General features: G+C 68.9%; 20 protein-coding genes. 4 read left to right on the top strand and 16 right to left on the bottom strand.

The features are described 5' to 3' along the window. Positions 1-23: 23 nt before the first annotated feature. Both G3I17_RS21190 and G3I17_RS21185 read left to right on the top strand, forming a co-directional pair. The gene (locus G3I17_RS21190) at positions 24-1,796 is read left to right on the top strand and encodes an HSP90 family protein (protein ID WP_164598939.1); all 1,773 of its coding nucleotides are present in this window, start codon (positions 24-26) and stop codon (positions 1,794-1,796) included. Then, positions 1,793-4,489: a hypothetical protein gene (locus tag G3I17_RS21185; protein ID WP_164598937.1), complete on the top strand. Its 2,697-nt coding sequence runs from the start codon at positions 1,793-1,795 to the stop codon at positions 4,487-4,489. The genes G3I17_RS21190 and G3I17_RS21185 overlap by 4 nt, the downstream gene beginning before the upstream one ends. Here the strand turns inward: G3I17_RS21185 and G3I17_RS21180 are convergent. From G3I17_RS21180 to G3I17_RS21135, 10 genes are all read right to left on the bottom strand, one after another. After that, on the bottom strand, positions 4,473-5,189 hold the full coding sequence (locus tag G3I17_RS21180; protein ID WP_164598935.1) for a hypothetical protein: 717 nt from the start codon (positions 5,187-5,189) through the stop codon (positions 4,473-4,475). The two genes, G3I17_RS21185 and G3I17_RS21180, sit on opposite strands and share 17 nt — an antisense overlap. Positions 5,190-5,354: 165 nt before the next feature. Beyond that, the gene (locus G3I17_RS21175; RefSeq protein ID WP_164598933.1) at positions 5,355-5,933 is read right to left on the bottom strand and encodes a histidine phosphatase family protein; all 579 of its coding nucleotides are present in this window, start codon (positions 5,931-5,933) and stop codon (positions 5,355-5,357) included. Positions 5,934-5,953: 20 nt separating this feature from the next. Then, complete coding sequence (guaA, locus tag G3I17_RS21170; RefSeq protein ID WP_164598931.1) at positions 5,954-7,504, bottom strand: glutamine-hydrolyzing GMP synthase; 1,551 nt, start codon at positions 7,502-7,504, stop codon at positions 5,954-5,956. After that, positions 7,501-8,592: a cytochrome P450 gene (locus G3I17_RS21165; protein ID WP_203590537.1), complete on the bottom strand. Its 1,092-nt coding sequence runs from the start codon at positions 8,590-8,592 to the stop codon at positions 7,501-7,503. Before G3I17_RS21165 ends, guaA begins: the two co-directional genes overlap by 4 nt. A 40-nt stretch (positions 8,593-8,632) precedes the next feature. Further along, positions 8,633-9,295, bottom strand: coding sequence for a dethiobiotin synthase (gene bioD / locus G3I17_RS21160; protein WP_164598928.1), 663 nt, complete (start codon positions 9,293-9,295; stop codon positions 8,633-8,635). Further along, positions 9,292-10,410, bottom strand: coding sequence for an 8-amino-7-oxononanoate synthase (locus tag G3I17_RS21155; RefSeq protein WP_239062759.1), 1,119 nt, complete (start codon positions 10,408-10,410; stop codon positions 9,292-9,294). The genes bioD and G3I17_RS21155 overlap by 4 nt, the downstream gene beginning before the upstream one ends. 47 nt (positions 10,411-10,457) lie before the next feature. Further along, positions 10,458-11,768 (bottom strand): adenosylmethionine--8-amino-7-oxononanoate transaminase, encoded by a 1,311-nt coding sequence (locus G3I17_RS21150; RefSeq protein ID WP_164599200.1) that lies wholly within the window; start codon positions 11,766-11,768, stop codon positions 10,458-10,460. 218 nt (positions 11,769-11,986) lie between these two features. Beyond that, positions 11,987-12,982, bottom strand: coding sequence for a biotin synthase BioB (gene bioB / locus G3I17_RS21145; protein ID WP_164598924.1), 996 nt, complete (start codon positions 12,980-12,982; stop codon positions 11,987-11,989). A gap of 1,049 nt (positions 12,983-14,031) precedes the next feature. Continuing rightward, positions 14,032-15,750 carry a GMC family oxidoreductase gene (locus G3I17_RS21140; protein WP_164598922.1) on the bottom strand — a complete coding sequence of 573 codons (1,719 nt, stop codon included), beginning with the start codon at positions 15,748-15,750 and terminating at the stop codon, positions 14,032-14,034. Next, positions 15,747-17,339 carry a succinic semialdehyde dehydrogenase gene (locus G3I17_RS21135; RefSeq protein ID WP_164598920.1) on the bottom strand — a complete coding sequence of 531 codons (1,593 nt, stop codon included), beginning with the start codon at positions 17,337-17,339 and terminating at the stop codon, positions 15,747-15,749. The genes G3I17_RS21140 and G3I17_RS21135 overlap by 4 nt, the downstream gene beginning before the upstream one ends. 138 nt (positions 17,340-17,477) lie before the next feature. Between G3I17_RS21135 and G3I17_RS21130 the strand changes: the two genes are divergently transcribed. After that, a complete protein-coding gene (locus G3I17_RS21130; protein WP_203590536.1) occupies positions 17,478-18,917 on the top strand; it encodes a hypothetical protein in 1,440 nt (479 codons plus the stop codon). A 54-nt stretch (positions 18,918-18,971) separates the two neighbouring features. Next, positions 18,972-19,889 (top strand): TIGR03086 family metal-binding protein, encoded by a 918-nt coding sequence (locus G3I17_RS21125; RefSeq protein ID WP_164598918.1) that lies wholly within the window; start codon positions 18,972-18,974, stop codon positions 19,887-19,889. On the opposite strand, the gene G3I17_RS21120 is transcribed toward G3I17_RS21125, so the two are convergent. The 6 genes from G3I17_RS21120 to shbA form a co-directional block, all read right to left on the bottom strand. Further along, on the bottom strand, positions 19,886-20,281 hold the full coding sequence (locus G3I17_RS21120; RefSeq protein WP_164598916.1) for a hypothetical protein: 396 nt from the start codon (positions 20,279-20,281) through the stop codon (positions 19,886-19,888). The two genes, G3I17_RS21125 and G3I17_RS21120, sit on opposite strands and share 4 nt — an antisense overlap. Positions 20,282-20,333: 52 nt before the next feature. Continuing rightward, complete coding sequence (locus G3I17_RS42160) at positions 20,334-20,924, bottom strand: acyl-CoA thioester hydrolase/BAAT C-terminal domain-containing protein (RefSeq protein ID WP_164598914.1); 591 nt, start codon at positions 20,922-20,924, stop codon at positions 20,334-20,336. Then, positions 20,921-22,027, bottom strand: a complete 1,107-nt coding sequence (locus G3I17_RS21110; RefSeq protein WP_164598912.1) for a GuaB3 family IMP dehydrogenase-related protein — start codon at positions 22,025-22,027, stop codon at positions 20,921-20,923. Before G3I17_RS21110 ends, G3I17_RS42160 begins: the two co-directional genes overlap by 4 nt. 26 nt (positions 22,028-22,053) lie before the next feature. Further along, positions 22,054-23,565, bottom strand: coding sequence for an IMP dehydrogenase (guaB, locus tag G3I17_RS21105; protein ID WP_164598909.1), 1,512 nt, complete (start codon positions 23,563-23,565; stop codon positions 22,054-22,056). A 160-nt stretch (positions 23,566-23,725) separates the two neighbouring features. Continuing rightward, on the bottom strand, positions 23,726-25,117 hold the full coding sequence (locus G3I17_RS21100; RefSeq protein WP_164598907.1) for a hypothetical protein: 1,392 nt from the start codon (positions 25,115-25,117) through the stop codon (positions 23,726-23,728). Further along, positions 25,110-25,730, bottom strand: coding sequence for an RNA polymerase sigma factor ShbA (shbA, locus tag G3I17_RS21095; RefSeq protein WP_164598905.1), 621 nt, complete (start codon positions 25,728-25,730; stop codon positions 25,110-25,112). The genes G3I17_RS21100 and shbA overlap by 8 nt, the downstream gene beginning before the upstream one ends. Positions 25,731-25,826 lie beyond the last annotated feature (96 nt).

Here is a 25,826-nt window from a genome sequence, read left to right as displayed (position 1 = left end):
GCCTGCCGCACGAGGGGGTTGGGATGGGGAGCGAGAAGTTCCAGGTCGATCTGCACGGGGTTGTGGATCTGCTGAGCAATCATCTGTACAGCAGTCCGCGGGTCTACCTGCGTGAGCTGCTGCAGAACGCCGTGGACGCGATCACCGCGCGCCGGGCCGGGGAGCCGGCCGCGCCGGGGCGGATCGACGTCCAGGTGGACGAGCGGCGGATCAGCGTCAGCGACTCCGGGATCGGGCTGGAGCCTGCCCAGGTGACCGAGTTGCTGGCGACCATCGGCCGCAGCTCCAAGCGCGACGAGATCGGCTTTGCGCGGACCGAGTTCCTCGGCCAGTTCGGGATCGGGTTGCTGTCGGCGTTCATGGTGGCCGAGGAGATCGAGGTGGTCACCCGCCCGGCCGGCGGCCCCACCACGCTCTGGATCGGTACGGCGGACGGCCGCTACTCGCTCGAGGAGACCGCACCCCGCGACGAGGTCGGTACCACCGTCACGCTCACCGCGAGACGCGGCGCCGAGCAGTGGTACAAGCCTGCGACCGTCATCGAGTTGATCCGCCTCTTCGGCGCCCTGCTCCCGCTGGAGATCCGGGTCAACGGCGAGCAGGTGACGGACGGCCGAGCCCCTTGGGAAGCCTCCGGTACTGCGGCGCAGCGCGCGGAGCTGGTCGGTTATGCGCAGGACAAGCTCGGCTTCACCCCCTTCGACGTGATCCCGCTCAACATCCCGGCCGCCGGGCTGACCGGGGTCGCCTTCGTGCTGCCCTTCCCCGCGAACCCGGCCGAGCGCGCGACCCATCGCGTTTACCTCAAGCGGATGCTGCTCGCGGAAGGCGTCGAGGGGCTGCTGCCGGACTGGGCGTTCTTCGTTCGCGCCGTGATCGACACCTCCGAGCTGCGCCCGACCGCGAGCCGCGAGGCGCTCTTCGACGACGGCAACCTCGAGGCCACCCGGGAGGCGCTCGGCGCCCAGCTGCGCGGCTGGCTGGTCCGGCTCGGCAGCACCGATCCGCAGAAGCTGGACCGGTTCCTCGGCATCCACCAGCTCGGGGTGAAGGCGCTCGCGCTGCACGACGACGAGATGCTCCGGCTGGTCTATCGCTGGCTGCGGTTCGAGACGAACCACGGCCGGATGACGGCCGCCGAGCTGCACGAGCGGCACGGCGAGATCCGTTATGTGGCGACGATCGAGGAGTTCCGGCAGCTCGCCGCCGTCGCCGCGGCCCAGCAGATCACGGTCGTCAACGGCGGCTATACCTACGACAGCGAGCTGCTCGAGCGGCTGCCCGAGGTCGTCCCCGAGCTGACGACGAGCCGGTTCGATCCGACCGAGCTGAGCACCAGCTTCGACAGCCTCGACCCGGCGACCGAGCTCGCGCTGCGGCCGTTCATCCGGCTTGCTCAGGAGGCGCTCGACGCGGTCGGTTGTGAGGTTGTCGTCCGCGCCTTCGACCCGGCTGGGCTGCCCGCGATCTACCTGGTCGACCGGTCGGCACAGTTCGCCGCTGAGCTTCGCAGTACGAAGAGCAAGGCGGACGCGTTGTGGTCCGAGGTGCTCGGCGCGCTCGACACCCACGACGACAGCCGACCACAGTTGGTGCTCAACCACCGCAGCCCGCTGGTACGCCGGATGGTCTCGCTGACCGATCCTGAGCTGACCCGGCTGGCCGTGGAAGGCCTTTACGGGCACGCGTTGATGCTCGGCTACCACCCGATCGGCCCCGCGGACTCCGCCTTGGTGAACCGCTCCTTCCTCGGCCTGCTCGACCAGGCTGTCCCGTCCCAGGAGGACTCCCGATGAGCGACGACTTGGTCGATCGGTTGCATCGCGCGCAGAGCGCGCCGTACGGGAAGGCGCGGTCGGCGTTGCTGGAGGACGTGGTTCGCCGGGCGGACGCGGCGGAGAACCAGGAGCTCGCGTTCTACTCGCGGCTCAGCCTCGTGTCGGCGTATGTGATGGGCGGCGAGGCACGGAAGTCGCTGGTGCCGTTCGCGCGCTGCGTGGCCGACTGGGATGCGGAGCCGGAGCGGTACAGCGACCACACGCAGACGTTCCTGTGGACGTTCAAGTACGCGCCGAGCACGCTGAGCAAGTTCCCCGAGGTGCCGTTGGCGCAGACTCACGCCGTCCTGGACGACATGGAACGCCGGTGGCGCACGGGCGGCCACAGCATGCACGCGGTGCACCAGCACCGATGGCTGGTCGCCAATCACGTCGGCGATGTCGAGACAGCAGCCGAGCAGTACCGGCTCTGGTCGACAGCGCCGCGGGACGAGTTGTCGGACTGCGTCGGCTGCGACCCGACCTCGAAGGTCATCCACCTGATCACCACCGATCGCCCGGCCGACGCGGTGGCGCTGGCTGTCGGGGTTCTCGACGGATCGCTGACCTGTAACGAGCAGCCGCAGCAGATGCTGACCCAGCTGCTGCCGGCTTATGTTGCCGAAGGCATGTACTCCGAAGCAGTGGACGCGCATCGGCGGGCCTACCGGGCCTTGCGCAACCTGCCGGGTGAGCTGGACTCGTACGCCGATCACGTCGTCTTCTGTGCGCGGACCGGCAACGAAACAAGGGCTGTCGAGCTGGTCGAGCGGCATCTGGGTGAACTCGACGATCCGCCGAGCACGCTCGCGGAGATGAACTTCGCAGCGGCTGCGTCGCTGGCGTTGCGACGGATCAGCGGCGAGGACCCGATGATCCGGCAGCCGAAGGGCGACGACGTACCGGCCGGGCAGCTCGCCGAGCAGCTGGCCGAGAGGGCGCTCGGCCTCGCGGCCCGCTTCGACGAGCGCAATGGGACCACCCACAAGAGCGAGGTCGTCCAGGCTGTGCTGACGGCTGAGCCGTGGGTCGAGTACCTGCCGCTGAGCGAGACAGCGCGCCGGGCGCATGTGCGGGCTCAAACGAAAGCCCAGCAGCCTGACGTGACTCAGGTGGAGGTACTGCAGACCGCCGCCGACTCGCAGGCCGCAGTACCGGTTGGGCGGGAGTGGCTCGACAAGGCTGAGGAAGCCTGGCAGAACTACCAGCGTGACGAGGCGGTCGCAGCCTGGAAGTCCTACGAGGCAGAGGTCGCGGAAGCGGACCGTACGCCGCTGGACCGGGCGCGGCTGCTCGACCTGCGGGGTCTGAACTCGCAGGAGGAGCCCGAGGCGGCGCTCGACTCCTGGCGCGCGGCCCTCACCCTGTACGCCGAGCTGGGCGAAGAGGCGCGGTTGCTGCGTAACCGCGCCCGGATCGCGCGGATGCTCGGTCATCTCGGCCAGATCGATGAGGCGCTCGCCACCGGTGAGGAGCCGATGCGCTGGCTGATCGCCAACGACGAACCCCGCCGCCGGGCCGGCTGGCAGGACTCGCTGGCGACGATGTACGCCCAGGACGGACGCTTCGAGGAGGCGGTCGCGGAGCTCGAGGCCGCGCGCACGTTGCCCGAGACCGACGCCGACCAGTTGGCCAGCTCGGCGATCCTGATGAGCAATCTGCTGGTCCAGCTGGACCGGCTTCCCGAGGCCGAGGCGGCTGCGACAGCTGGGCTGAGCAGTAGCGACGACCTGCCACGGTCCTTGGCCTACCGGCAGCGCGGCCGGATCCGGGCAAAGCTGGACCGTGCGACCGAGGCTGTCGACGACTTGGAAGAGGCGATCGCCATCGCCGCCGGCCTGCCGGTCTCGCAGCCTCATGTCGCCTTCTGCCAGGTCGATCTGGCCCGTGCCTACCTGTTGGCCGGGCGCGCGCTGGAGGCGGCCGAGACGGCTGAGGAGGCGTCACCGGTCCTCGAGAGCACCCCTGAGTTCGCCTGGACACTGGCCGACGCACGCGGCGTACTGGTTGATGCGTACCGGGCTCTCGGCGAGCTGGACGCGGCGCTGACGAAGGTCCGCGCGCAGTTGACGGACGCGCCCGAGGACGCGCATCCGCACTGGCTCGGTCTGCTGCGCAAGGACGAGGGCATGCTGCTCGAGCGGATGGACCGCGATCAGGAGGCAGTCGATGCCTTGGTGGCTGCTGCGGAGTACTTCCAGTCTGCGGAGCAGCCGATCGAGTATGTCCAGGCGCTGCGGCTCGCGGGTCAGTCGGCCCGGTACTGCGGCGACTTCGACCAGGTGAAGCGGCTGCTCGACCAGGCCCAGCCCGTGCTCGACACGCTTCCGTCGGCGGACGAGGTGGTGATCTTCCAGCAGGCCGGGATCCACTGGGACCTGGCGCTGCTGGAGCTGCAGAAGGGCGAGGCCACGGCAGCTGTCGAGCAGGCGCGCCAGGCGGCCGAGTACTACGAACGCGGCGGCTTCGAAGGCCAGCTGATCAACGCGCGACTGCTCATCGCCGAGCACGGCTCAACGGACGACGTACTGGCCCGAGAGATCTTCGAGTCGACTCCCGTCGGGGAGGACCTCTGGTACCGGGCCGGCTACCTCCTGCTCGACCGCCTCCGTGCCCTCGGCCGCGCAGACGAGGCCGCCACCCTGGAGACGCGGCTCACGGACGCGCGCTAGGGCGCGAGCCTGGGCTTGCCGGGGGGTTCTGAAGGGCCCGGAGGATCAGCTCGTTGCGCCAGTGCTGGCCGAGCGGGACGGAGGTGTGCAGGCCGTCCCGCAGATAGCGGTGGGGGTACTTCACCTCGCCGAGGAACTCCGACCAGCGGACGACGTGCAGGTTGGGATTGCGGCGTTCGGCGTCGTCCAGCTGGCGGTTGACCCAGGCGCAGTTGCGGCGGTCGGCGCGCTGGACCAGGTCGGACTCCCTGGTCCGGGACACGAAGGTGTTGACCCAGAAGAGTGTCCGGGTCGGCCCGATGATCCGCAGCGCGCGGTCGACCTGCGGGCCGAACGCCGGTGGCTTGAAGATGTCGTTGGTCCCGGTCGCCATCACGATCCGGCGCGGCAACCCGTACTTCGTCGCCCACTCCTGCAACGCGTCGACCGCGGCCTCGGCGGGCTCACCGGCCCAGTTGTGCATGGCCATCGCCTTGCCGGTCAGCCCAGTGAACCGCCAGGCCAGGTCATCACCGTCCTGGACGGCGATGCTGTCGCCGAACGTGAACACCCCGTCACCCGCGAGCACCACGCGAATCTGCTCGTCGCTGGAGATCGTGCGCGCGAGACCGCCCCACGGCGCAAGCTGTCCGGACCCGTACGTATCGGCCGACACCGCCCCCGACGTAGCGACCATGGCTACACCGGTCGCGGCTGTCATAGCCCCCAACCCGAGTAACCGCCGTCGACTCAACCCCACCCCACGCACGGACGTCCCCACGCTCCATACTCTGCATCTCGATCCACGGCCTCACAACCGATCCCCCCGAATTCTGCAGGAACTCTCAGGAACCCACAAACAGTCCGCACGGCCGAAGGGTTCGTACTACGGGGTGGCGAAGGCCGGCCCGTTGTCCCTCAGCCGGCCGGCGTCGAGCACGAACCGTCGGCCGGTCGTGTTCGCCGGCCGGGGTTCGGTGGGGGTTCCGGTGAGTTCTGCCAGGGCGCGGAGCACGCCGGCGTGAGCCACGGCGAGGACCACCGGCGCGAGTCCGGCGGCAGTCTCCAGGCCCCGGCGGACTCTGACAGCGAACGGATCGAAGGCTTCGCTGTCTCCCGGCAGCTTCGTCGAGCTGCCGTCTCTCCACGCGGACAGGGCACCGGGGAAGGTGGCCTCGATCTCGTCGGCGGTAAGACCCGTGAGGGTCCTGCTCCATCGCTCCCGCAGGTCTGGCGACTCGATCGGCTCACCGAGCTGCAGCGTCCGGGCGACGATGGCGGCGGTCTCTCGCGCCCGGCTCAGATCGGAGCACAGCACGGCTCCGATCCCTGCGGCGCGGCAGCTGAGAGCCAGCTCAGCCGCTTGGTCGCGGCCGAGTTGGGTCAGTGGTGGATCTGCTTGTCCCGCCCACCGCCGGTCCTGGTTCCAGGTCGACTGGCCGTGCCGGACCACGATGAGCTGCACCGAGCCTGCCAGGTGCGGGACTACTCCCACTCGATGGTGCCCGGGGGCTTGCTGGTGATGTCGAGGGTGACGCGGTTGATCTCGTCGACCTCGTTCGTGATCCGGGTGGAGATCTTCTCCAGGACGTCGTACGGGAGGCGGGCCCAGTCGGCGGTCATCGCGTCCTCGCTGGTGACCGGGCGGAGGACGATCGGGTGACCGTACGTCCGGCCGTCGCCCTGGACGCCGACCGAGCGGACGTCGGCGAGCAGGACCACCGGGAACTGCCAGATGGCGCGGTCCAGGCCGGCCGCGGTGATCTCGGTGCGGGCGATCAGGTCGGCGGCACGGAGGATGTCCAGCCGCTCCCGGTCGACCGCGCCGACGATCCGGATCGCCAGGCCCGGGCCGGGGAACGGGTGCCGGTAGACCATCGCCTCGGGCAGCCCGAGGGCCAGGCCGAGCTCGCGGACCTCGTCCTTGAACAGCGTCCGCAGCGGCTCGATCAGCGAGAACTGCAGGTCGTCCGGCAGCCCGCCGACGTTGTGGTGGGACTTGATGTTCGCCGTCCCGGTACCACCGCCGGACTCGACCACGTCCGGGTAAAGCGTGCCCTGGACGAGGAACTCGATGTGCCGCTCGGCGTCCAGCTTGCGCGCCGTCGCCTCGAAGGTCCGGATGAACTCCCGGCCGATGATCTTGCGCTTCTGCTCCGGATCCGTGACGCCGGCCAGCATGCCGAGGAACTGGTCCTCCGCGTCGACGACCTCCAGCCGGATGCCCGTCGCGGCGACGTAGTCCTTCTCGACCTGCTCGGACTCACCCGCGCGCTGCAGCCCGTGGTCGACGTACACGCAGGTCAGCTGGTCGCCGATCGCCTTGTGCACCAGGGCCGCCGCCACCGCGGAGTCGACGCCGCCGGACAGTCCGCAGAGCACCTGCTTGTCGCCGACCTGTTTGCGGATCAGCTCGACCTGCTCGTCGACGAGGTTGGTCGTGGTCCAGTCGCCCTTGCAGCCGGCGATGTCGTAGAGGAAGTGCTCGAGCACAGCCTGCCCGGCCTGCGAGTGCAGCACCTCCGGGTGCCACTGCACGCCGGCGAGCTGCCGGTCCAGGTCCTCGAAGGCTGCGACCGGCGCCCCCTCGGAAGCAGCCAGTACTGCGAAGCCGGCCGGCGGCGCGTGCACCGCGTCGCCGTGGGACATCCAGACGCTGAGGTCCTCGGGGATGCCGGCCAGCAGCGTGCCCGGCTCGCTCACGGTGACCGGCGTCCGGCCGAACTCGCGCAGCCCTGTACGCCGTACCTCGCCGCCGAGCGTCTGCGCCATCGCCTGGAACCCGTAGCAGATCCCGAAGGCCGGCACCCCGGCCTCGAACAGCGCCGAATCGACTCGCGGCGCGCCCTCGGCGTACACCGACTGCGGGCCGCCGGACAAGATGATCGCCTTCGGATTCCGGGCTAGCAGCTCCTCGACCGGCGTCGACGACGGCACAATCTCGGAGTACACCTTCGCCTCGCGCACCCGGCGCGCGATCAACTGCGCGTACTGCGCCCCGAAGTCGACGACCAGAACCAGCTCATGCTCAGTCACCCACAAAGGGTATCGGTGCAGGTCAGTGAGGCTGTAATCGCGCCGGACACCACCAAGCGAGCGGGCGCCCGGAACGAGAGCAGGTCGATCATCGGCGGCTCCGGCTCCACGGCCCGTACTGCAGCCAGTAGCGGCGCGGCGACTTCCAGTGCAACCCGGGCTTCAAGGCGGGCCAGGCCGGCGCCGAGGCAGCGGTGGAGGCCCAGACCGAAGGCGAGCTCGGCCAGGCCGCCGTGGCCGGACAGCCCGAGGAGGATCGGCGCACCCGCGGGCAGCTCCACGTCACCGACCGCCGCAGGCCCGGCCGTGACCCGACGCCAAGTGGGAACGGACGACGACTCGCGCAGTACCTCCTCGACTGTTTCGGTGGGGTCCAGGCGCTGTCCGAGCGACCGCTGGAAAGCCGTCGAAATCAGTTGGGTCGTCGTTTCCTGGCCGGCGATCAGCAGGAAGTAGGCGACCGCACACACCTCTTCATCACTCAACCCGAGCGACACCAGTACGCCGAACAGGTCCTCCCCCGGCGACCGTCGAGCCGCCACCACCCGCTGCCGCAACCAGCCGTAGAACTCCGCGGCACTGTGCGCGAGCTCCAGTTGCCGATCCTCAGTTGGCCAACCCCAGAACAGCTCGAGCGAGTCCCGGCTCCACGCCTTCAACGCCGGTACGTCGACGTCGCGCAGCCCGAGCATGTCCAGCAACACCAACGCCGGCGGCTCAGCGGCGACCGTTTCGACCAGATCGACCGGGCCGGAGTCCAACGCCACCAAAGCCGCTTCGACCCGCTCGGAGACCAGCCTGCGGGTCAGCGGCTCGATGGCGGCGACCCGAGCCGGGCTGAAGAATCGAGCCACCGCAGCACGGATCGGCCGGTGCGAAGAGCCCGCGTTGTTGGCCAGCGTCGGCGGCAGCGCGAATCCGACTCCCTGCAGCACCCGCAGGGCCTTCACGCTCAGCGCAGTGTGAGCCAGCACCGCATTGTCCGGCCGGAACGTCGCCGGATCGAGCAGGATCTCGCGCACCTCACCCGGCTCGTCGACGACCCACATACCCAGCTTTTCGTCATACCGGGCAGGGCAGTGGGTCACCGCCCGAGTGTAGACACGGGGCGATGTCAAAGGTGCAATGTCAGTCGAACCAGCCGGCCGCCGCGGCGACGAAGCTCTCCCGGTCGAGCGCGCCCGCGCCTTCCGGGATCCGCCCGATCACCGGTACGCCGGTCGTCGTCGGCAGGTCGTCCAGGTTGCACTGCTCAGCGAGCTCCGGTTCGGCGGGCCAGGACCCGATCACCAGACCGGCGATCGGCAGCGCTCGCGCACGCAACGCCTCGACCGTCAGCCCGGCGTGGTTCAACGTGCCCAGCCCCGCGCGGGCGACCACCACGAAGGCGAACGGGATCTCCAGCCGGGCAGCGAGATCGGCCAGGTCGTTGCCGTCGTCATCCAGCCCGACGAGCAGTCCGCCCGCACCCTCGACCAGAACGAGGTCATGGTCGAGCGCCAGCTTCTCGATCGTCTCGGCGTGCTCATCGACCGAGGGCAGCGCGACCCCCTGCCGCCGCCCGGCCGTCGTCGGTGCCAGCGGATCGAGCAACCGGACGCCTTCATGCAGCTCGGTCAGGCCGGTCAGCCGCTGCACTTCCTGCAGGTCGCCCGGCTCGTCAGCGGTGACGCCGGTCTGGGCGGGCTTCAGCACTGCGACCGATCCGTCCGCACTCGCCGCCAGGGCGGCCGTGACCACGGTCTTCCCAACCCCTGTATCGGTACCGGTGACGAACAGAACCCCGCTCACGAAACCTCCTGGATCGCTGTGGTGATGACCTCGCACGCCCGATCGAGGTCTTCGGCCGAGAGCCCCGCATGAGCAGTGAGCCGAAGCCGGCTGATCCCATCAGGAACAGAAGGCGGCCGAAAACTGCCAACCCGTACTCCGTCCGCCAAGCACAACTCAGCGGCCCGAACCGCCTCGCGAGGCCCAGGCATCGGCACCGAGACAACAGCACCGGCCGACGGCGTGACGCCGCAGACCTCGGCCAGCCTTGCAGCGGTGGTGTGGACCGCCTCCGGCCGCGCCGGTTCCTCGATCAGAATGCGCAACGCTGCCAACGCAGCGGCGCAGGCGGCCGGATTGAGGCCGGTGTCGAAGATGAAGGAGCGGGCGCGGTTGACGAGATGCTCCCGGAGTACGGCCGGACCGAGGACGACACCGCCCTGACTGGCCATTGCCTTCGACAACGTCATGGTGACGACCACGTGATCCGCCCCGGCCAGCCCAGCTGCCTTGATCGAACCACGACCGCCACCCGTAACACCGAGCCCGTGCGCCTCGTCAGCCAGCAACACCGCGCCGTTCTCGAGAGCAACCGCAGACAGGGCTTCCAATGGCGCCGCATCACCGAGCACGCTGTAGACGGACTCGACCAGCACGACCGCCTGCGGTTCCTTGCGCTCGGCAAGCGCTTTGCCGACGGCCTGGACGTCGTTGTGTGGAACGATTTCCACCCGCGCCCGCGACAACCGGCACGCATCCACGATCGACGCATGCACGTGCTCATCGGACACCAGCAACGTCCCCGGCCCGCCCAGCGCGGTGATCACCCCGAGGTTGGCCAGATACCCGGACGAGAAAACGAGGCCGGCCTCATGCCCGGTGTAGGCGGCCAGTTCGCCCTCCAGCTCTGCATGCAGCGCCGTGGTACCGGTGACCAGACGGGAGGCTGTCGCCCCCGCACCCCATTCCCGGACCGCTGCCACCGCCGCCTCGACCACGCGCGCATCGCGCGCCAGCCCGAGGTAGTCGTTGCCCGCCAAGTCGATCAAAACCTCATCCGAAGGCCGAGCCCGCAGCCGTCGAGTCAGCCCCCGCGACTCGAGCGCCGCTGCCTTCGGCGCGAGCCAGCCCGCCAGGCCGCCGCCAACGACAGGCCGCCCGGCCGCCTCTCCGCCCTCCACCATCAGTTGCCCTCGGCAATTGCTTCGATGATGGCGGAGGTGATGGTGGCGATCTCCTCGGCAGTGCAGGTGTAGGGCGGCATCGTGTAGACGAGATCCCGGAACGGCCTGACCCACACACCTCGGCGCAGTACGGCATCCGTCATCCGCACCATGTCGACCGGACCAGCGAGCTGCACGACGCCGACAGCGCCGAGCACCCGCACATCCTTCACCCCAGGCAACTCAGCTGCCGGTGCCAGGCCGGCCGCCAATCCTGCGGAGATCTGACCAACGCGCGCCGCCCAGTCCTGGGACAGCAACAGGTCGACGCTGGCCAAGGCGACAGCGCATGCGAGGGGATTAGCCATGAAGGTCGGCCCGTGCATGAGCGCCCCGCCAGGGCCGCCCGACACGGTGTGCGCGACCTCCGTAGTACAGAGCGTCGCCGCCAGCGACAGGTAACCGCCGGTGAGAGCCTTGCCGACACAGAGGATGTCGGGGGCGATCCCAGCGTGCTCAGAGGCGAAAAGCGTGCCGGTACGCCCGAATCCGGTCGCGATCTCGTCGAGGATGAGCAGGAAGCCATGCTCGTCGGCCAGCTCGCGCAGCAATTTCAAGCAGGCCGGGCTGTAGGGATACATCCCACCAGCGCCCTGCAGGATCGGCTCGACGATGATCGCCGCCACCTCATCGCGGTACTGCGCCGCCAGCGCCCGCAGCGCCGCCGCCCAGGCCAGGTACTCCGGATCGTCGTCCGCGCGGTCGAACCCGGCCGGCGGTTGCGGCCCGAACACCTGCTCCTTCAGCGCCCCCGCGAACAGCGAGTGCATCCCGTTCACCGGATCGCACACGCTCATCGGCGCGAACGTGTCTCCGTGGTATCCGCCCCGGACGGTCAGCATCCTGGTCCGCCCGTTGTTGCCACGGGCAACTTGGTACTGCAGTGCGAGCTTGATCGCGACCTCGACCGACACCGACCCGGAGTCGCAGAAGAACACGTGCCTGATCGGCTCCGGCGTGATCTCGACCAATCGCTCGGCCAGCCGGATCGCCGGCTCATGCGTGAGCCCGCCGAACATCACGTGGCTGAAGTCGTCGACCTGCGCCTTCACCGCCGCGTCCAGCACCGGATGCCGGTACCCGTGGATCATGCACCACCACGAAGCCATCGCGTCGATCGCCTCGACCACACCCCCGGCGCCGTCATCCAGCCGCAGCCGCACCCCGTCGGCACCCCGCACCACCCGCACCGGCGCCGGCTCGCTCAACGACGAGTACGGATGCCACAACAACGTGGCATCCCGCCCGAGCAGTTCCTCACTCGACCCCATGGGCCTGTTTCCCTTTCCGGTCACCGGCTGTCTGAAAGACAGCTCCCCGTGGGCTGAGCAGCGTGCTGTCCAGCCCATGGGGTGCACCTGGACGATCATCCGGCGGCGGCACTGGTCGCAGTACCGGGGTGGTTCCATCGTCAGCGCCCGGCGGCAGCTCTCGTGGCTGCCGTCGGTTTCTTCGCGGCCGCAGTGGCCGCAGTAGTAGAGCACTGTGGTCATAGCGTCTTCTGGAGTTCCTTCACCGGCATCTTGAGGTCGGCGAGCAAGTCGAGGTCAGCGGTGGCCGGGCGGCCCAGCGTGGTCAGGTAGTTGCCGACGATGACGGCGTTGATGCCACCGAGCAGGCCCTCACGCGTGCCCAGGTCGCCCAGCGTCAGCTCACGGCCACCCGCATACCGCAGTACGGTCTTCGGCATCGCCAGCCGGAACGCGGCGATCGTGCGCAGCGCGTCCTTGCCGGCCATGATCTCCATCTCGCCGAACGGTGTGCCCGGGCGCGGGTTGAGGAAGTTCAGCGGAACCTCGTGCGGCTCCAGCTCGGCCAGCTGCGCGGCCAGCTCGGCGCGCTGCTCGATGGACTCACCCATCCCGACCAGGCCGCCACAGCACAGCTCCATACCGGACTCGCGCACCATCAGGCAGGTGTCCCAGCGCTCCTCGAAGGAGTGCGTGGTGACCACGTCACCGAAGTACGAGCGGGCGGACTCCAGGTTGTGGTTGTAGCGGTGGACGCCCATCGCCTTGAGCTCGTCGACCTGCTCCTGGGTCAGCATCCCGAGCGAGCAGGCGATGTTGATCTCGACCTCGGCGTTGATCGCCTCGATCCCCGCCTTCACCTGCGACATCAGCCGGGCGTCCGGGCCGCGGACGGCGGCGACGATGCAGAACTCGGTCGCCCCCGTCTTCGCGGTCTCCTTGGCGGCCTCGACCAGCTCGGGGATGTTCAGCCAGACCGCGCGCACCGGCGAGGTGAACTGACCCGACTGGGAGCAGAAGTGGCAGTCCTCGGGGCAGCCGCCGGTCTTCAGCGAAATGATCCCCTCGACCTCGACCTCCTCGCCACACCACTTGACCCGTACTTCGTGCGCGAGCGCGAGCAGGGCGTCGAGTTGCTCGTCCGGCGATCGCAGCACCTCGACCAGCTGCTCTTGGGTGAGGCCGATCCCTCGCTCCAGAACCTGCTCACGCGCAACATCGAGGATGTCGGTCATTGTTCTCCTGCCTCATCGAACGGGTCGGCCCACAGTAAGCCAGCCCCAGCGGCAGCGCTGCGAGGGGCGTCACGGCCAGAAAAAACTTTTGCGGAATCTCGTAACCCCTTGTGAGTGGCCTCGTTGATGTGTGCAGAGGCGGACATCGCAAGAAGACAGCCTCTCGGTTACGAGGAGCGACTGAAAGGTCGCACATTACGAACAGCACGCAGAGTGATTACGGTCACCGCGAGCAGGTCAAAATGGCTCGAATCGGTAGTAGAGTGAGGATCACGAGCTCGGGTCGCCAGCCATGGTTGGTGACCCGATCCCAAAGCGCCGGGCGCCTCACCCCGGCTTGAGAAGGCCCCTTGGGAAACGATTTGGGCGGAAACGTTCCCGAGGGGTCTTCTCCCTTTTATGAAACAGGCTCAGGAGCAATCCTGAGCCTGTTTCATTTCCCGATGACCCTCCCGATCAAAGGACTGGCCGGTAACTCTCAAGAGCTACCGGCCTTTGTTGTCACTACGTCACAGTTCCGTCACAGCCTGCTCGGTCACACCATCCAACCCCGCCACTCCACCCAGCCGGCCTCCCTCGGGGCGCGGGCATGCGTTTCACCCCGTCACTGGCGGGATTTCGTACCACTGGCGTGAAACATCCCGCTAGCGGTACAACAACCTGCTAGTCGAGCCCCGGCGAGCACGATTTCCGCACTCGGACAGCACCGTCCATCACTCAGACACCTGTCACGCGGCGCCGGAGATACCGGCCCGGACCGCCACGCGTGCCCAACCCGGCACGACCGGCCCGACACACCGGGGGTAAGCGCTTGCTCGCCGGGTTTGGCGTGCACCGACCGCCAACCGTTGCCCCCAGCAACCACATCCATCCGGCCCAGCCTGTTGCGGAATGGGAAAGTGTGCATAACGGCAGGAAGTAGTGCCCGTACTGCGGCCGGGCGCCGCCTCCGTGAGCGTGGCGCCCGGCCGAACGCCCGACTACTTCCTGCCTTTGTGTACAGCCACTCCGCACCAGGCTCTCTAGCACGCTAGCGGTATCGGCTCAGGTCACAGCCTGCTGGTGGTGTCCGGCCCGTCCTGCTTGGTGATGGTCACGATCGGCAGCCGGAGTGCCGCTGGGGCATCGACGGGTACCACGGGGTTGACCGGCGTGACCGGCGCCACTCGCTGGTACTCCGCCCCGACCGCCGGCCGCGCGTCCTCATCACCCTTGTTCGGCCAGAACGACAACGCCCGCTCGGCCTGGGCGGTGATCGTCAACGACGGGTTCACCCCGAGATTCGCCGAGATCGTCGAGCCGTCCACGATGTGCAGCCCGTCGTACCCGTAGACCCGGTGGTACGGATCGACCACGCCGGTCGCGGCCGAGTCGCCGATCGCGCAGCCGCCGATGAAGTGCGCGGTCATCGGCACGTTGAACGGCTCGCCGATCGTGCCACCCGGCGTCCCGCCCATCAGCTTGGCCATCCGCCGGACCACCTCGTTGGCGACCGGGATCCAGGACGGGTTGGGCGCGCCGTGGCCCTGTTTCGAGGTCAGCCGCCAGCGGCCGAACCGGTCCCGCTTGCCGTAGGTGGTGATCGAGTTGTCCGCGGTCTGCATCACCAGCGCGATCACGGTCCGCTCGGACCAGTGCTTCAGGTCGTAAAGCCGGCGCAGGTTCTTGCGCTGCACGGCCAGCTCCCTCAGCCAGGTCCGCCAGCGCGGTTTGTCACCGCCACCGTCGGTCAGCACGGTCTGCAGCAGCGACATCACGTTGCTGCCCCGGCCGTACCGGACCGGCTCGATGTGGGTGATGTCGTCCGGGTGGAACGACGAGGTGATCGCGACCCCCTTGGTGTAGTCGACGTCGCGGTCCCTGGCGATTGCCCCGAGCAACGATTCCGAGTTGGTCCGGGTCAGGACGCCGAGCCGGTCCGACAGGTGCGGCAGCTTGCCCTCGTCGCGCAGCCGGTGCAGGAGCTTCGCGGTGCCGAGGGCGGAGGCAGCGAAGATCACCTGCTGGGCCGTGAACTTGCGGGTCGCCTTCTTGTTCGACGTCCGGCGCGTCTCGATCGCGTAGCCGCCACCGGGCAACTCCTCGACCGACGTCACCGTCGTCATCGGGTACACCTCGGCGCCGGCCTTCTCGGCCAGGTACAGGTAGTTCTTGGTCAGCGTGTTCTTCGCGTTGTGCCGGCAGCCGGTCATGCACTCGCCACAGTCGATACAGCCGGAACGCCGGGGGCCGGCGCCGCCGAAGTACGGGTCGTCCACCTCGACCCCGGGCTCACCGAAGAACACTCCGACCGGCGTCGGGTGGAAGGTGTCGCCCACACCCATGTCGTCCGCGACCTGCTTCATCACCTTGTCGGCCGGGGTGAAGCCGGGATAGGTCGTGACGCCGAGCATGCGCTTGGCCTGGTCGTAGTACGGGGCGAGCTCGGACTTCCAGTCGGTGATGTGCGCCCACTGCTTGTCGGCGTAGAAGGCGGGCAGCGGTTCGTACAGGGTGTTCGCGTAGACGAGGCTGCCGCCGCCGACCCCGGCGCCGGACAGGATGATCACGTCGCGCAGCGCGCTGATCCGCTGGATCCCGTACATGCCGAACTTCGGCGCGAACAGGAACCGCTTGGTGTCCCAGGAGTTCTTCGCGAACCCCTGGTCCTCGTACCGCGGCCCCGCTTCCAGGACCCCGACGTCATACCCCTTCTCGACCAGCCTCAACGCACTGACACTGCCGCCGAACCCGGATCCGATGACGATGACGTCGTGGTCGAAGATCATGCGCGTCCCAGTTTCTTCAGCACGCGCAGGGCTCCGGTCATCAGCTCGGCGTAGGCCTCGTCCTTGATTCCGTGCGAGGCGGCGATCGGGACGACGCGCTGAGTCGCGATCGCCTGCGGGTCGACGTACCGGCGGATGCCTTCGACGCCCTGGCGGCGGCCGAGGCCCGACGAGCGCATTCCGCCCATCGGGGTGTCGATCGAGCCGAAGGTCGCGGCATAGCCCTCGTTGACGTTGACCGTGCCGGCCACCAACTGGGCCGCGATCGCGCGGCCGCGGCGGCCATCCTTGGTCCACACGCTCGCGTTCAGCCCGTACTCGCCCTCGTTGGCGCGCTGGATCGCCTCGGCCTCGTCGGAGAACCGGTAGACCGACACGACCGGCCCGAACGTCTCGTGGTCGAAGCACTCCATCTCGGGCGTCACGCCGGACAGCACCGTCGGCTCGTAGAAGAGCGGCCCGATCTCCGGCCGCGCCTTCCCACCGGCCAGTACTACGGCACCGTGCTCGCGAGCGTTGTCGACGTGCCGGGTGACCGTGTCGAGCTGGGCCTTGGAGATCAGCGAGCCCATGTCGACGTCCCAGCCGGTACCGGCCGACAGCTTGATCTTCTTCACCCGGTCGAGGAAGGCGGTGATGAACGCGTCGTAGACCTGGTCGGCGACGTAGAGCCGTTCCATCGAGACGCAGAGCTGGCCGGCACTCGAGAAGCACGCCCGGACGGCGCCCTCGGCAGCGCGGTGCACGTCGGCGTCCCGGAGTACGAGCATGGGGTTCTTGCCTCCCAGCTCGAGGCTGCAACCGATCAGCCGCTCGCCGGCCTGCTTGGCGACCAGCCGGCCGGTCTTGGTCGAGCCGGTGAAGCAGACGTAGTCGGTGTTCTGGATGATCGCGCCGCCGACGGTCGGGCCGTCACCGTTCACCGGCTGCCAGGCGTCGCGCGGGAGCCCGGCCTCGTACAGGAGCTCGATCGCTCTGAGTGCGGTCAGCGGGGTCTGGCTGTCGGGTTTGTGGACGACCGTGTTGCCCGCCATGATCGCGGGCAGACCGTCGGCCATCGCCATGCTGAGCGGGTAGTTCCAGGGCGAGATGATGCCCACGACACCCTTCGGTACGAACCGCTGCTCGGCGCGGGTGAGGATCGGGAACATGCCGAGTTTGCGCTGCGGGGCGAGCAGTTCGGCGCCCTTGCGGCCGTAGTACCGGGCGGTCAGCGCGACGTGCGCGACCTCCTCGAAGGCCTGCTTGCGGGCCTTGCCGGACTCGACGATCACCAGGTCGGCGAGTTCGTGGCGGTGGTCCAGGACGAGGTCGTGGTAGCGCAACAGGATGGCCGACCGGTCGGCGATCGAGGTGCCCTTCCAGGTGCGCTGCGTCTTGCGCGCGGACCTGACCGCGGCCACGACGTCGTCGGCCGCGGACACCGGCAGCTCGGCAACCGGTTGCCCGGTCGCCGGCGCATAGGACGTGCGGGTGCCTGCCGAGGCTCGCAACAGACCGGCCAGCCGACGGATGACCGATTGGTCGGTCGCATACGACGCGGTCGGGTCGAGCTCGGGGTCGGCAGGAATCGAGGTCTGCTCGCTCATTCACCCAGGCTACCTGCCGGTAACAGCTCGTGTCAGTACTTTGCCACAGCACCGAGATAACGGTCCTGATCGTGCGCATGGAGGTGGCTGTTGGCGCTAGGGTGAACGACTGAACCTGCGAAGGGGTTGAACGTAAAGATGGTGGACAGCGGGGGGCTCTGGACGCCCCCTGAGGACGAGCTCGGCGAGGCACTGCAGACAGCCCAGGTGCTGATCGAGGAGGGCCGCGCCGACGAGGCCGGGCCGTACCAGCAACGCGTCATCGAGCTGGCCAGGGAGCGCGCCGGGGATCGCCCGGATCACTACGAGGCCAAGCACCTGATGGCGGCGACGCAGTACGAGCTGGCCGGATCCCTGAACGCCTCCGGCCGGCACGAGGAAGCGCTTGCCGCCCTGCACGAGGCCCAGCTCGGCTACACGGAGCTGAGCGATGCCGACGTGCTCGACTCGACTTCGTTCCTGGCCGACGTGCGTGCCCGGCGGGCGATGACGCAGGCGCATCGCGGCTATGGGGCAACCGCGGTACTGGAGATGGACGGCGCGGTGATCGCGTACGGCCGGCTGGTCAGTGGCGCCGACGGCATCATGCACCAGCCCGACTTCGCCCGGGTGCTCGCGATGAACGCGCTCATCCTCCGCCGGTACGGCGACCCAGCGCTGGCCGTCGCGTCGGCGGATGCGGCGACCCAGTTGTTCCTGCAACTGGCCGACCAGATCAACGCGAGCTCGCAGGCGCTGACCTATGCGCGCTACCTGTGCTCGGCGACGGCGGTCTCGGCCGACATCCACGCCGCCGACGGCCGGCTGGACCTCGCGCTGGAGGCCGACGAGATCGGGCTCAGTACTGCGGACACGCTGGCCGACTCGGAGTCCGCGACCGATCTGCGCACGCTCGTGTCCGCGCTGACCCGCAAGGGCAAGCACCTGGGCATCGTCGGCCGGGTGCTGGAAGGCGAGAACTGTCTGCGCACGGCGTTCGCGACCGACCCGGCGACGGCCGCGGTCGTCACCGAGGAGCTCGATCGCGGCATCCCACCGTCGCTGACCACGGCGTTGGAGACGGCGGAGATCAAGCTGGGTCCGTACGAGCAGTACTTCCGGCTGGTCGCCCTGAGCGAGCCGGCGCCCGGGATGACGCTGGCCACGGTGTCGGGCCGGACCGATCCGGAGTCGGCGGCGGTACGGGCTACTGAGCTCGCCGAGCTGGTCCGCCCGATGCTCGCGCACGACGCCGAGACCGCGCTCACGCTGGGGCTCGAGGCGCACTACCTTTTCGCGATCTCGTCGGAGCGCGAGTCGCACCGGATGCGGTACGAGACGAGCACCTATGCGCCGATCTGGGCGAAGGTGCTGCTCGACATCTCCGGCGCCTACCACGAGAGCGGGCAGACCGCGATGGCCCTCGACCTGGCCGGCTGGAGCGCCGAGGTCGCGACCGCGCTCATCCCGTTCACGATGACCAACCTCGAGATGAAGATCCTGGCCGGCGACTGCCTGCGCCACCACGGCGACTTGCTCGCCGCGAAGGGCGACTTCATGGCCTCCCAGCACGCCCACGAGGCTGCCGCCCAGTTGTAAGCATTGACCTGCGCCTCCCCCGAGCGCACGCTGACGCTGTTGGGGGAGGCACTTATGGACGTTGTAGAACTGCACCGCCGGACCAGCGAGGAGTTCGCCCGGCAGGTGGCCGCGGTCGGGCCGGCTCAATGGGGCGACCCGACTCCGTGCCCGGACTGGGACGTGCGGACGCTCGTCAACCACGTGGTCGGCGAGGAACGCTGGACCGTGCCACTGCTGGCCGGCCGGACGATCGAAGAGGTAGGAGACTCACTCGACGGCGACCTGCTCGGCAACGACCCTGCCTCGGCCGCAACCGAGGCAGCCCGCGCCGCCCAGCTCGCCATCACCGAGCCCGTACTGCGAGATGCCACCGTGCAGCTCTCGTACGGGGAGGAGTCGGCCGCCGAGTACGTGAGCCAACTCGCGGCGGACCATCTCGTGCACGGGTGGGACCTGGCGGTCGCGATCGGCGCCGATGCCCGGCTCGATCCCGAAGTGGTCGCCGCAGTGGCGTCCTGGTTCAAGGACCGGGAGGAGCTCTATCGCGGTGGCGGTGCGATCGGCCCGCGCGTCGAGGGCTTCTCCAGCGCCACCGACTCACTCCTCGGCGCCTTCGGCCGAGATCCGGCGTGGACGCCCGGCCATACCGCCGTCGCCTTGCTGGGGGATGCTTTCGGCATCGGGGATGTCGACGCGATCATGGCGCAACTGACCGCTGACTGCGTCTTCGAGTCCACTTCACCGGCTCCCGACGGCAGTCGCTTCGTGGGAGCGGAAGCAGTACGGGAGCAGTGGCGGAAGTTGTTCGCCGAGACGCCGGAGCCGCTGTTCGAGACCGAGGAGTCGGTGGTGCTCGGTGACCGTGCCGTCGTCCGGTGGAGATTCTCCTGGGCGGAGGCGGACGGCGGCCGCGGCCATGTGCGCGGGGTCGACGTGCTGCGGCTGCGCGACGGGAAGATCGCGGAGAAGCTCTCCTACGTCAAGGGCTAGGCGTGGTTGTCGGCGCGGAGGGCGCCGACGAAGAGGCCGGCTTCGACCTCGGTCATACCGGTCTCGCTGACCACCAGCGCGGTAGCCTGGTGGAGCTCGCCGGCGGCCTTCAGCGCGCGAGTGCGCTCGGCCAGGTTAGTACCGGGCCTCCGGACGATCGGGGTGTCGGTGATCGGCGGGACATAGCGGCCGAGCCGGATGTCCTCGACCAGGTCACGCGCGTGCTTGAGCTCGATCCCGGCCCGCTCCATCACGTACCTGACCGCAAATACGGTCTTCTTGGTGGTGAGCAGAAAGCGGATCTGGTCGACATCCTCCGACGTAAGCCGGGTACGCGCCTCGGCCAGCGCGACGTTGTCAACCTCGGTGCGGCGGCTGCTGAACAGTCCCATAAGACCAATCCTTGCAGACTCAGCAAACCTGGGCCGTCACCGAGCCGCCGTCTCAGCGCGTCCCCGCCAGGACCTGGGCAACCTGAGCCCAGGCCTGCTGCCCGAACGCCCGGTCCGCTTCCTCGCTCCCACCTCTGGCCATCCGCTGCCCACTGGTCTTGACCTCCTCACCAGGAAACACCAGCCGGTGCCCGGCATCAACCGAGATCAGCAGCTGGGTCGGGCGCGTCCCGCGCCGCTCGGCGAGCTGCCCGGCGAAATCGACCGACGGCCAGAGCCGGTCGTCACCACCGGCGAGCAACAGCAGCTCACCCTGCCGGGTGAACATCGACGTCTGCTCACCGTCTCCGATCCACGCCCACACATGTGCGCCCGGAGCGAGCGCGACCACCGCATCGACACGCTCGTCGAAGCTTGCCAGCAGTAGCGCGGCCACCGAACCGTAGGACATTCCCATCACGACGAGCCGGTCGTTGCGGGCGGCCAGTTCGTCCAGCGGGAACGACTCCAGCGGGATCTCGCTGATCGGGCCGTCGAACCACTGCGGCGCGACGACGTCGTACCCGGCTGCTTCCAGGATCTGCGCGCGGTCGAGGTCGGGCTTGCCGCTCGATCCGTGCAGGAGAAGCACGCCGGTGGTCACCCGACGACGACCTCGACCCGCTGGAACTCCTTGAGTTCCGTGTAGCCGGTGGTTGCCATCGCGCGTTTGAGGGCGCCGACGAGGTTCATCGTGCCGTCGGGGACGAAGGACGGGCCGAAGAGGATCTGCTCCATCGTGCCGCTGACGCCGACCTCGACGCGCTCGCCGCGGGGCAGGTCGGCGTGCCAGGCCTCGGCACCCCAGTGGAAGCCGCCGCCGGGAGCGTCGCTCGCGCGGGCCAGCGGCGAGCCGACCATCACGGCGTCGGCACCGCAGGCGATCGCCTTGGCGAGGTCACCGGATCGGCCGACTGAACCGTCGGCGATGACGTGCACGTACCGACCGCCGGACTCGTCCATGTAGTCCCGGCGGGCCGCGGCGACATCCGCGACAGCGCTGGCCATCGGCACCGCGACACCGAGCACCTTGCGGGTCGTGTGCGCAGCGCCACCACCGAAGCCGACCAGTACGCCGGCAGCGCCCGTCCGCATCAGGTGCAGAGCGGCCTGGTGGGTCGCACACCCACCGACGATGACCGGTACGTCGAGGTCGTAGATGAACTGCTTGAGGTTGAGCGGCTCGGCCTGACCCGACACGTGCTCGGCCGACACCGTCGTACCGCGGATGACGAACAGGTCGACACCCGCGTCCACGACGTGCTTGGCGAACTGCTTGGTCCGCTGCGGCGACAGCGCGCCGGCCACGGTCACGCCGGAGTCGCGGATCTCCTGCACCCGCTGGGAGATCAGCTCGGGCTTGATCGGCGCCGAGTAGATCTCCTGCAGGCGCGTGGTGGCCTGCTCCTTGCTGATGCTGGTGATCTCCGCCAGCAGCGAGGTCGGGTCGTCGTACCTGGTCCAGAGACCTTCGAGGTTCAGCACGCCGATGCCGCCGGCCTTGCCGATCGCGATCGCGGTGGCCGGCGACATCACCGAGTCCATCGGCGCGGCCAGGATCGGCAGCTCGAACCGGTACGCGTCGATCTGCCAGGCGACCGAGACCTCTTCGGGGTCACGGGTCCGCCGCGACGGCACGATCGCGATGTCGTCGAACGCGTACGCCTGCCGGCCCCGCTTGGCGCGGCCGATCTCGATCTCGGTCATCTGGGGTTCCCTTTGCTAGGCGGTGCTCAGCGACCGGAGTAGTTCGGCGCCTCGACCGTCATCTGGATGTCGTGCGGGTGCGACTCCTGCAGGCCGGCCGAGGTGATCCGGACGAAGACGCCCTTGTCCTGGAGCTCCGGGACGGTCCGCGACCCGCAGTACCACATCGACTGGCGCAGGCCGCCGATCAGCTGGTACGCGACGGCGGCGAGCGGGCCGCGGTACGGGACCTGGCCCTCGACGCCCTCGGCGATCAGCTTCTCGTCGCTGCCGACGTCGCTTTGGAAGTACCGGTCCTTGGAGTACGACTTGCGCAGGCCGCCGGACTGCATCGCGCCGAGCGAGCCCATCCCGCGGTACGCCTTGAACTGCTTGCCGTTGATGAAGACGAGGTCGCCGGGCGACTCCTCGCAGCCGGCCAGCAGCGAACCGAGCATGACGGTGTCCGCGCCGGCCACGAGCGCCTTGGCGATGTCACCGGAGTACTGCAGGCCGCCGTCGCCGATCACCGGCACGCCGGCCGGCTTGCAGGCCAGCGAGGCCTCGTAGATCGCGGTGACCTGCGGGACGCCGACGCCGGACACGACGCGCGTCGTACAGATCGAGCCCGGGCCCACGCCGACCTTGACGCCGTCGGCGCCGGCGTCGACCAGCGCCTGGGCGCCCGCGCGGGTGCCGACGTTGCCGCCGATGATGTCCACGCCGCGGGTGGCCGGGTCGGCCTTGAGCTTGCGGATGATGTCCAGCTGGGCCTGCGAGTGACCGTGTGCGGTGTCGACCACCAGCACGTCGACGCCGGCCTCGATCAGCGTCATCCCGCGCTTCCAGGCCTCACCGAAGAAGCCGATCGCGGCACCGACGACGAGCCGGCCGCCGGAGTCCTTGGTCGACAGCGGGAACTGGTCGCGCTTGACGAAGTCCTTCAGCGTGATCAGACCGGTCAGCTTGCCGGCCTCGTCGACCAGCGGCAGCTTCTCGATCTTGTGCTGGCTGAGCAGCTTGATCGCGTCGTCGGCCGAGATGCCCTGCGGGCCGGTGACCAGCGGCTGACGGGTCATCACCTCGTGGATCGGCCGGGCCGGGTCGTTCTCGAACCGCATGTCGCGGTTCGTCACGATGCCGACCAGGACGCCGGCGTTGTCGACCACGGGCACGCCGGAGATCCGGTACTGACCGCAGAGCGCGTCGGCCTCGCCGATGGTCGCGTCCGGGCCGATGGTGATCGGCTGGGCGATCATGCCGGACTCGGAGCGCTTGACCAGATCGACCTGCTGGGCCTGGTCCTCGATCGAGTTGTTGCGGTGCAGCACGCCGAGACCGCCCTGGCGCGCCATCGCGATCGCCATCCGCGCCTCGGTGACGGTGTCCATCGCGCTGGACACCAGCGGGATGTTCACCTCGATGTTGCGGCTGACCCTGGACTTGGTGATGGCCTCCGACGGGATCACGTCGGACTCGTTCGGTTGCAGTAGCACGTCGTCGAACGTCAGGCCGAGGACGGCGAACTTGTCGGGAACTCCAGCGGGTGTGATGTCCATGAGGAAGGCAGGCACCTTTGCACAGCGAGAACGGGACCCCATCGTAAGCCGCAGCTACCCGACGCCCCGAATCGGTCCTCCACAGCCCCTACCCACAGCCCACCGGAGAAGACCGCTCCGGACCCGCTAAACCGCCATGCTGCCGGAGGCAGCGAGGCGGTCAGCGGTCGGACATCGGGGTGTTCAGCACTCCCAGGATCTGGCGGATGGTGACCGGGGCCATCGAGCCGTGGGCGCGGTTGGTCGCCGCGTGCTTGCCCTCGGCGTACTGACCGGTGGAGTGCTTGCCCTTGGCGTACTGCGACTTGGCCCAGCCCAGCGCGGGCTTGCCGCTGGAGTGCTTGCCGTTGTCGGTGAACCCCTTGCCGAAGTACTGCTCCAGGCGCACCGGCTCCTCGATCGGGGCACCGGTCGGCGTCGGTAGTACTGGTACGACGCTCCCCAGCACCTCGGAGATCGGGTTGTCGGTGCCCTGGTTGCCCTCGTCACCGGTCTGGTCACCGGGCAGGTCAGGACTGGGCTCGTCGGTCTTCGGCGGGACCACCGGCGTGGTCTCGTCCCCGCCGTTCTCGGTCCCGGTACTGGTCTCGCCACCGTCGCCCGTGCTGGGCACCGTGGTCGGCAGCTTGGTCGGCTCGGTGACCGGCGGGGTCGGTGCATCGGTCGGTCCCTCGCCCGGGTTGCCGGTCGAACCGTTGTCGCCACCACCCGGAGCCGGCGTCGTCGTCGGCGCGGTCGGCTCTTGGGTCGGCTCGCTGGACGGCGGCGCGGTCGGCTCTTGGGTCGGCTCGCTGGACGGCGGCGCAGTCGGCTCTTGGGTCGGCTCGCCGGTCGGCGGCGCAGTCGGCTCGCCGGTCGGGCCAGGCTCGGTCGGCTGCGTGGTCGGCTCGCTCGGCGGCGGGACAACCGGGGCCGGCTGCTCCGGTACTACCGGGGCGACGGCCTGCGTCTCGATCTGCAGTTGCTGGTCGGTCTGCGGCAGTGGGGCCGGCCGGGCCAGCGGGGGCAGCAGGTTGGAGGCGGGCGGCGTGTCGACGCCGCCACTCGTGGGCTCCTTCGCCTTCTCCGCGTTCCGCTGCTGCGTCGCCTGGTAGTCCTTGCCGACCTTGACGATCTTGGTCTTGTCGAACGCCGGCAGGCCGTCGAGTTGTTCCTTCGGCAGGCTCGTCTCCGGCCGCAGACCGTCGGCGATCTTCTCGATCACCTTCTCGTACGGCGAGAGCGGGTTACCCGTGACGGCCGCGGCCACCCCGGAGACCGACAGCGCGGCCACCGCGGCGACGCCGAGCGCCAGGCTGCGGGCCGCGAGCTTGCGGGCGAACGGATCCGTGACCGGGTTGAGCGCGGCGCAGCGCGCCAGGAAGCTCTCCGGGTCGTCGATCGTCTCCACCGGGAGCTCGTCCTCGACCTCCACCGCCAGCCGCAGCTCGGCCAGCATCATCAGGACCGGGTCGTGCTCGCCGGCCGCCCAGGCGGACTCCCCACCGGCTGCGAGCAGGTCGAGCAGCGCGTCATCGGCTTCAATCGCGTCTAGATCAAAACGGTCAGCCATGTCGCTCCTCCCCTGCCCCTCGTTCCGACTGTGCCTCATGCCCCACAAACCCCCTGAGCGTGTTCAACGCCCGATGCTGTGCGACCCTCACCGCCCCCGGTGTCATCCCCAGTGCCCGGCCGGTCTCCTCGGCTGACATCCCCGCTACCACCCGGAGCCGCAGGATCTCCCGCAGCTTCTCCGGCAATCTGTCCAGCAACCCCACGATGTGCTGGACCTCTGAATGTCTGACCGCGTGCTCCTCCGGCGTCGGCGACTCGTCCGCCCCGTCCGGAAGATCCGGCGTCGACAAGTCTGCCACCGCGAACGCACGCTGGGCATCGGCGACCTTGCGAGCCGCGATGCCGTAGACGAAGGCCTCGAACGGCCTCCCCTCGTCCCGGTACCGGCCCAACGCGCCGAACACCGCGACACATACTTCCTGGGCGACGTCATCGACCATGTCGGCGCCGCCAGGGTACGTCCACAACCTCGACCGCACATAGCGGTGGGCGACGGCGCGGACCCGGGTGAGCAAATCGTTCAGTGCGTTCCGGTCACCTGCAGCCGCCGAAGCGGCGAGATCACGGAGTTCAACGCGATCGTGGGTGTGCGGCACTCGGACCTCAGCCACCCCTCGCCCCCCTCGTTCACGGACCTCTCAGCCTGCAAGAGAATACGGCCCCCACCCCCCTTTGCCTAGTGGCAATAGGTGATAACCGAGCTTTTT

The sequence above is a fragment of the Streptomyces sp. SID13031 genome (assembly GCF_010548305.1).
Lineage (GTDB): Bacteria > Actinomycetota > Actinomycetes > Propionibacteriales > Kribbellaceae > Kribbella.
Note: the sequence above shows the minus strand (reverse complement) of the source record. Positions and strands in the feature narration are given on the sequence as shown.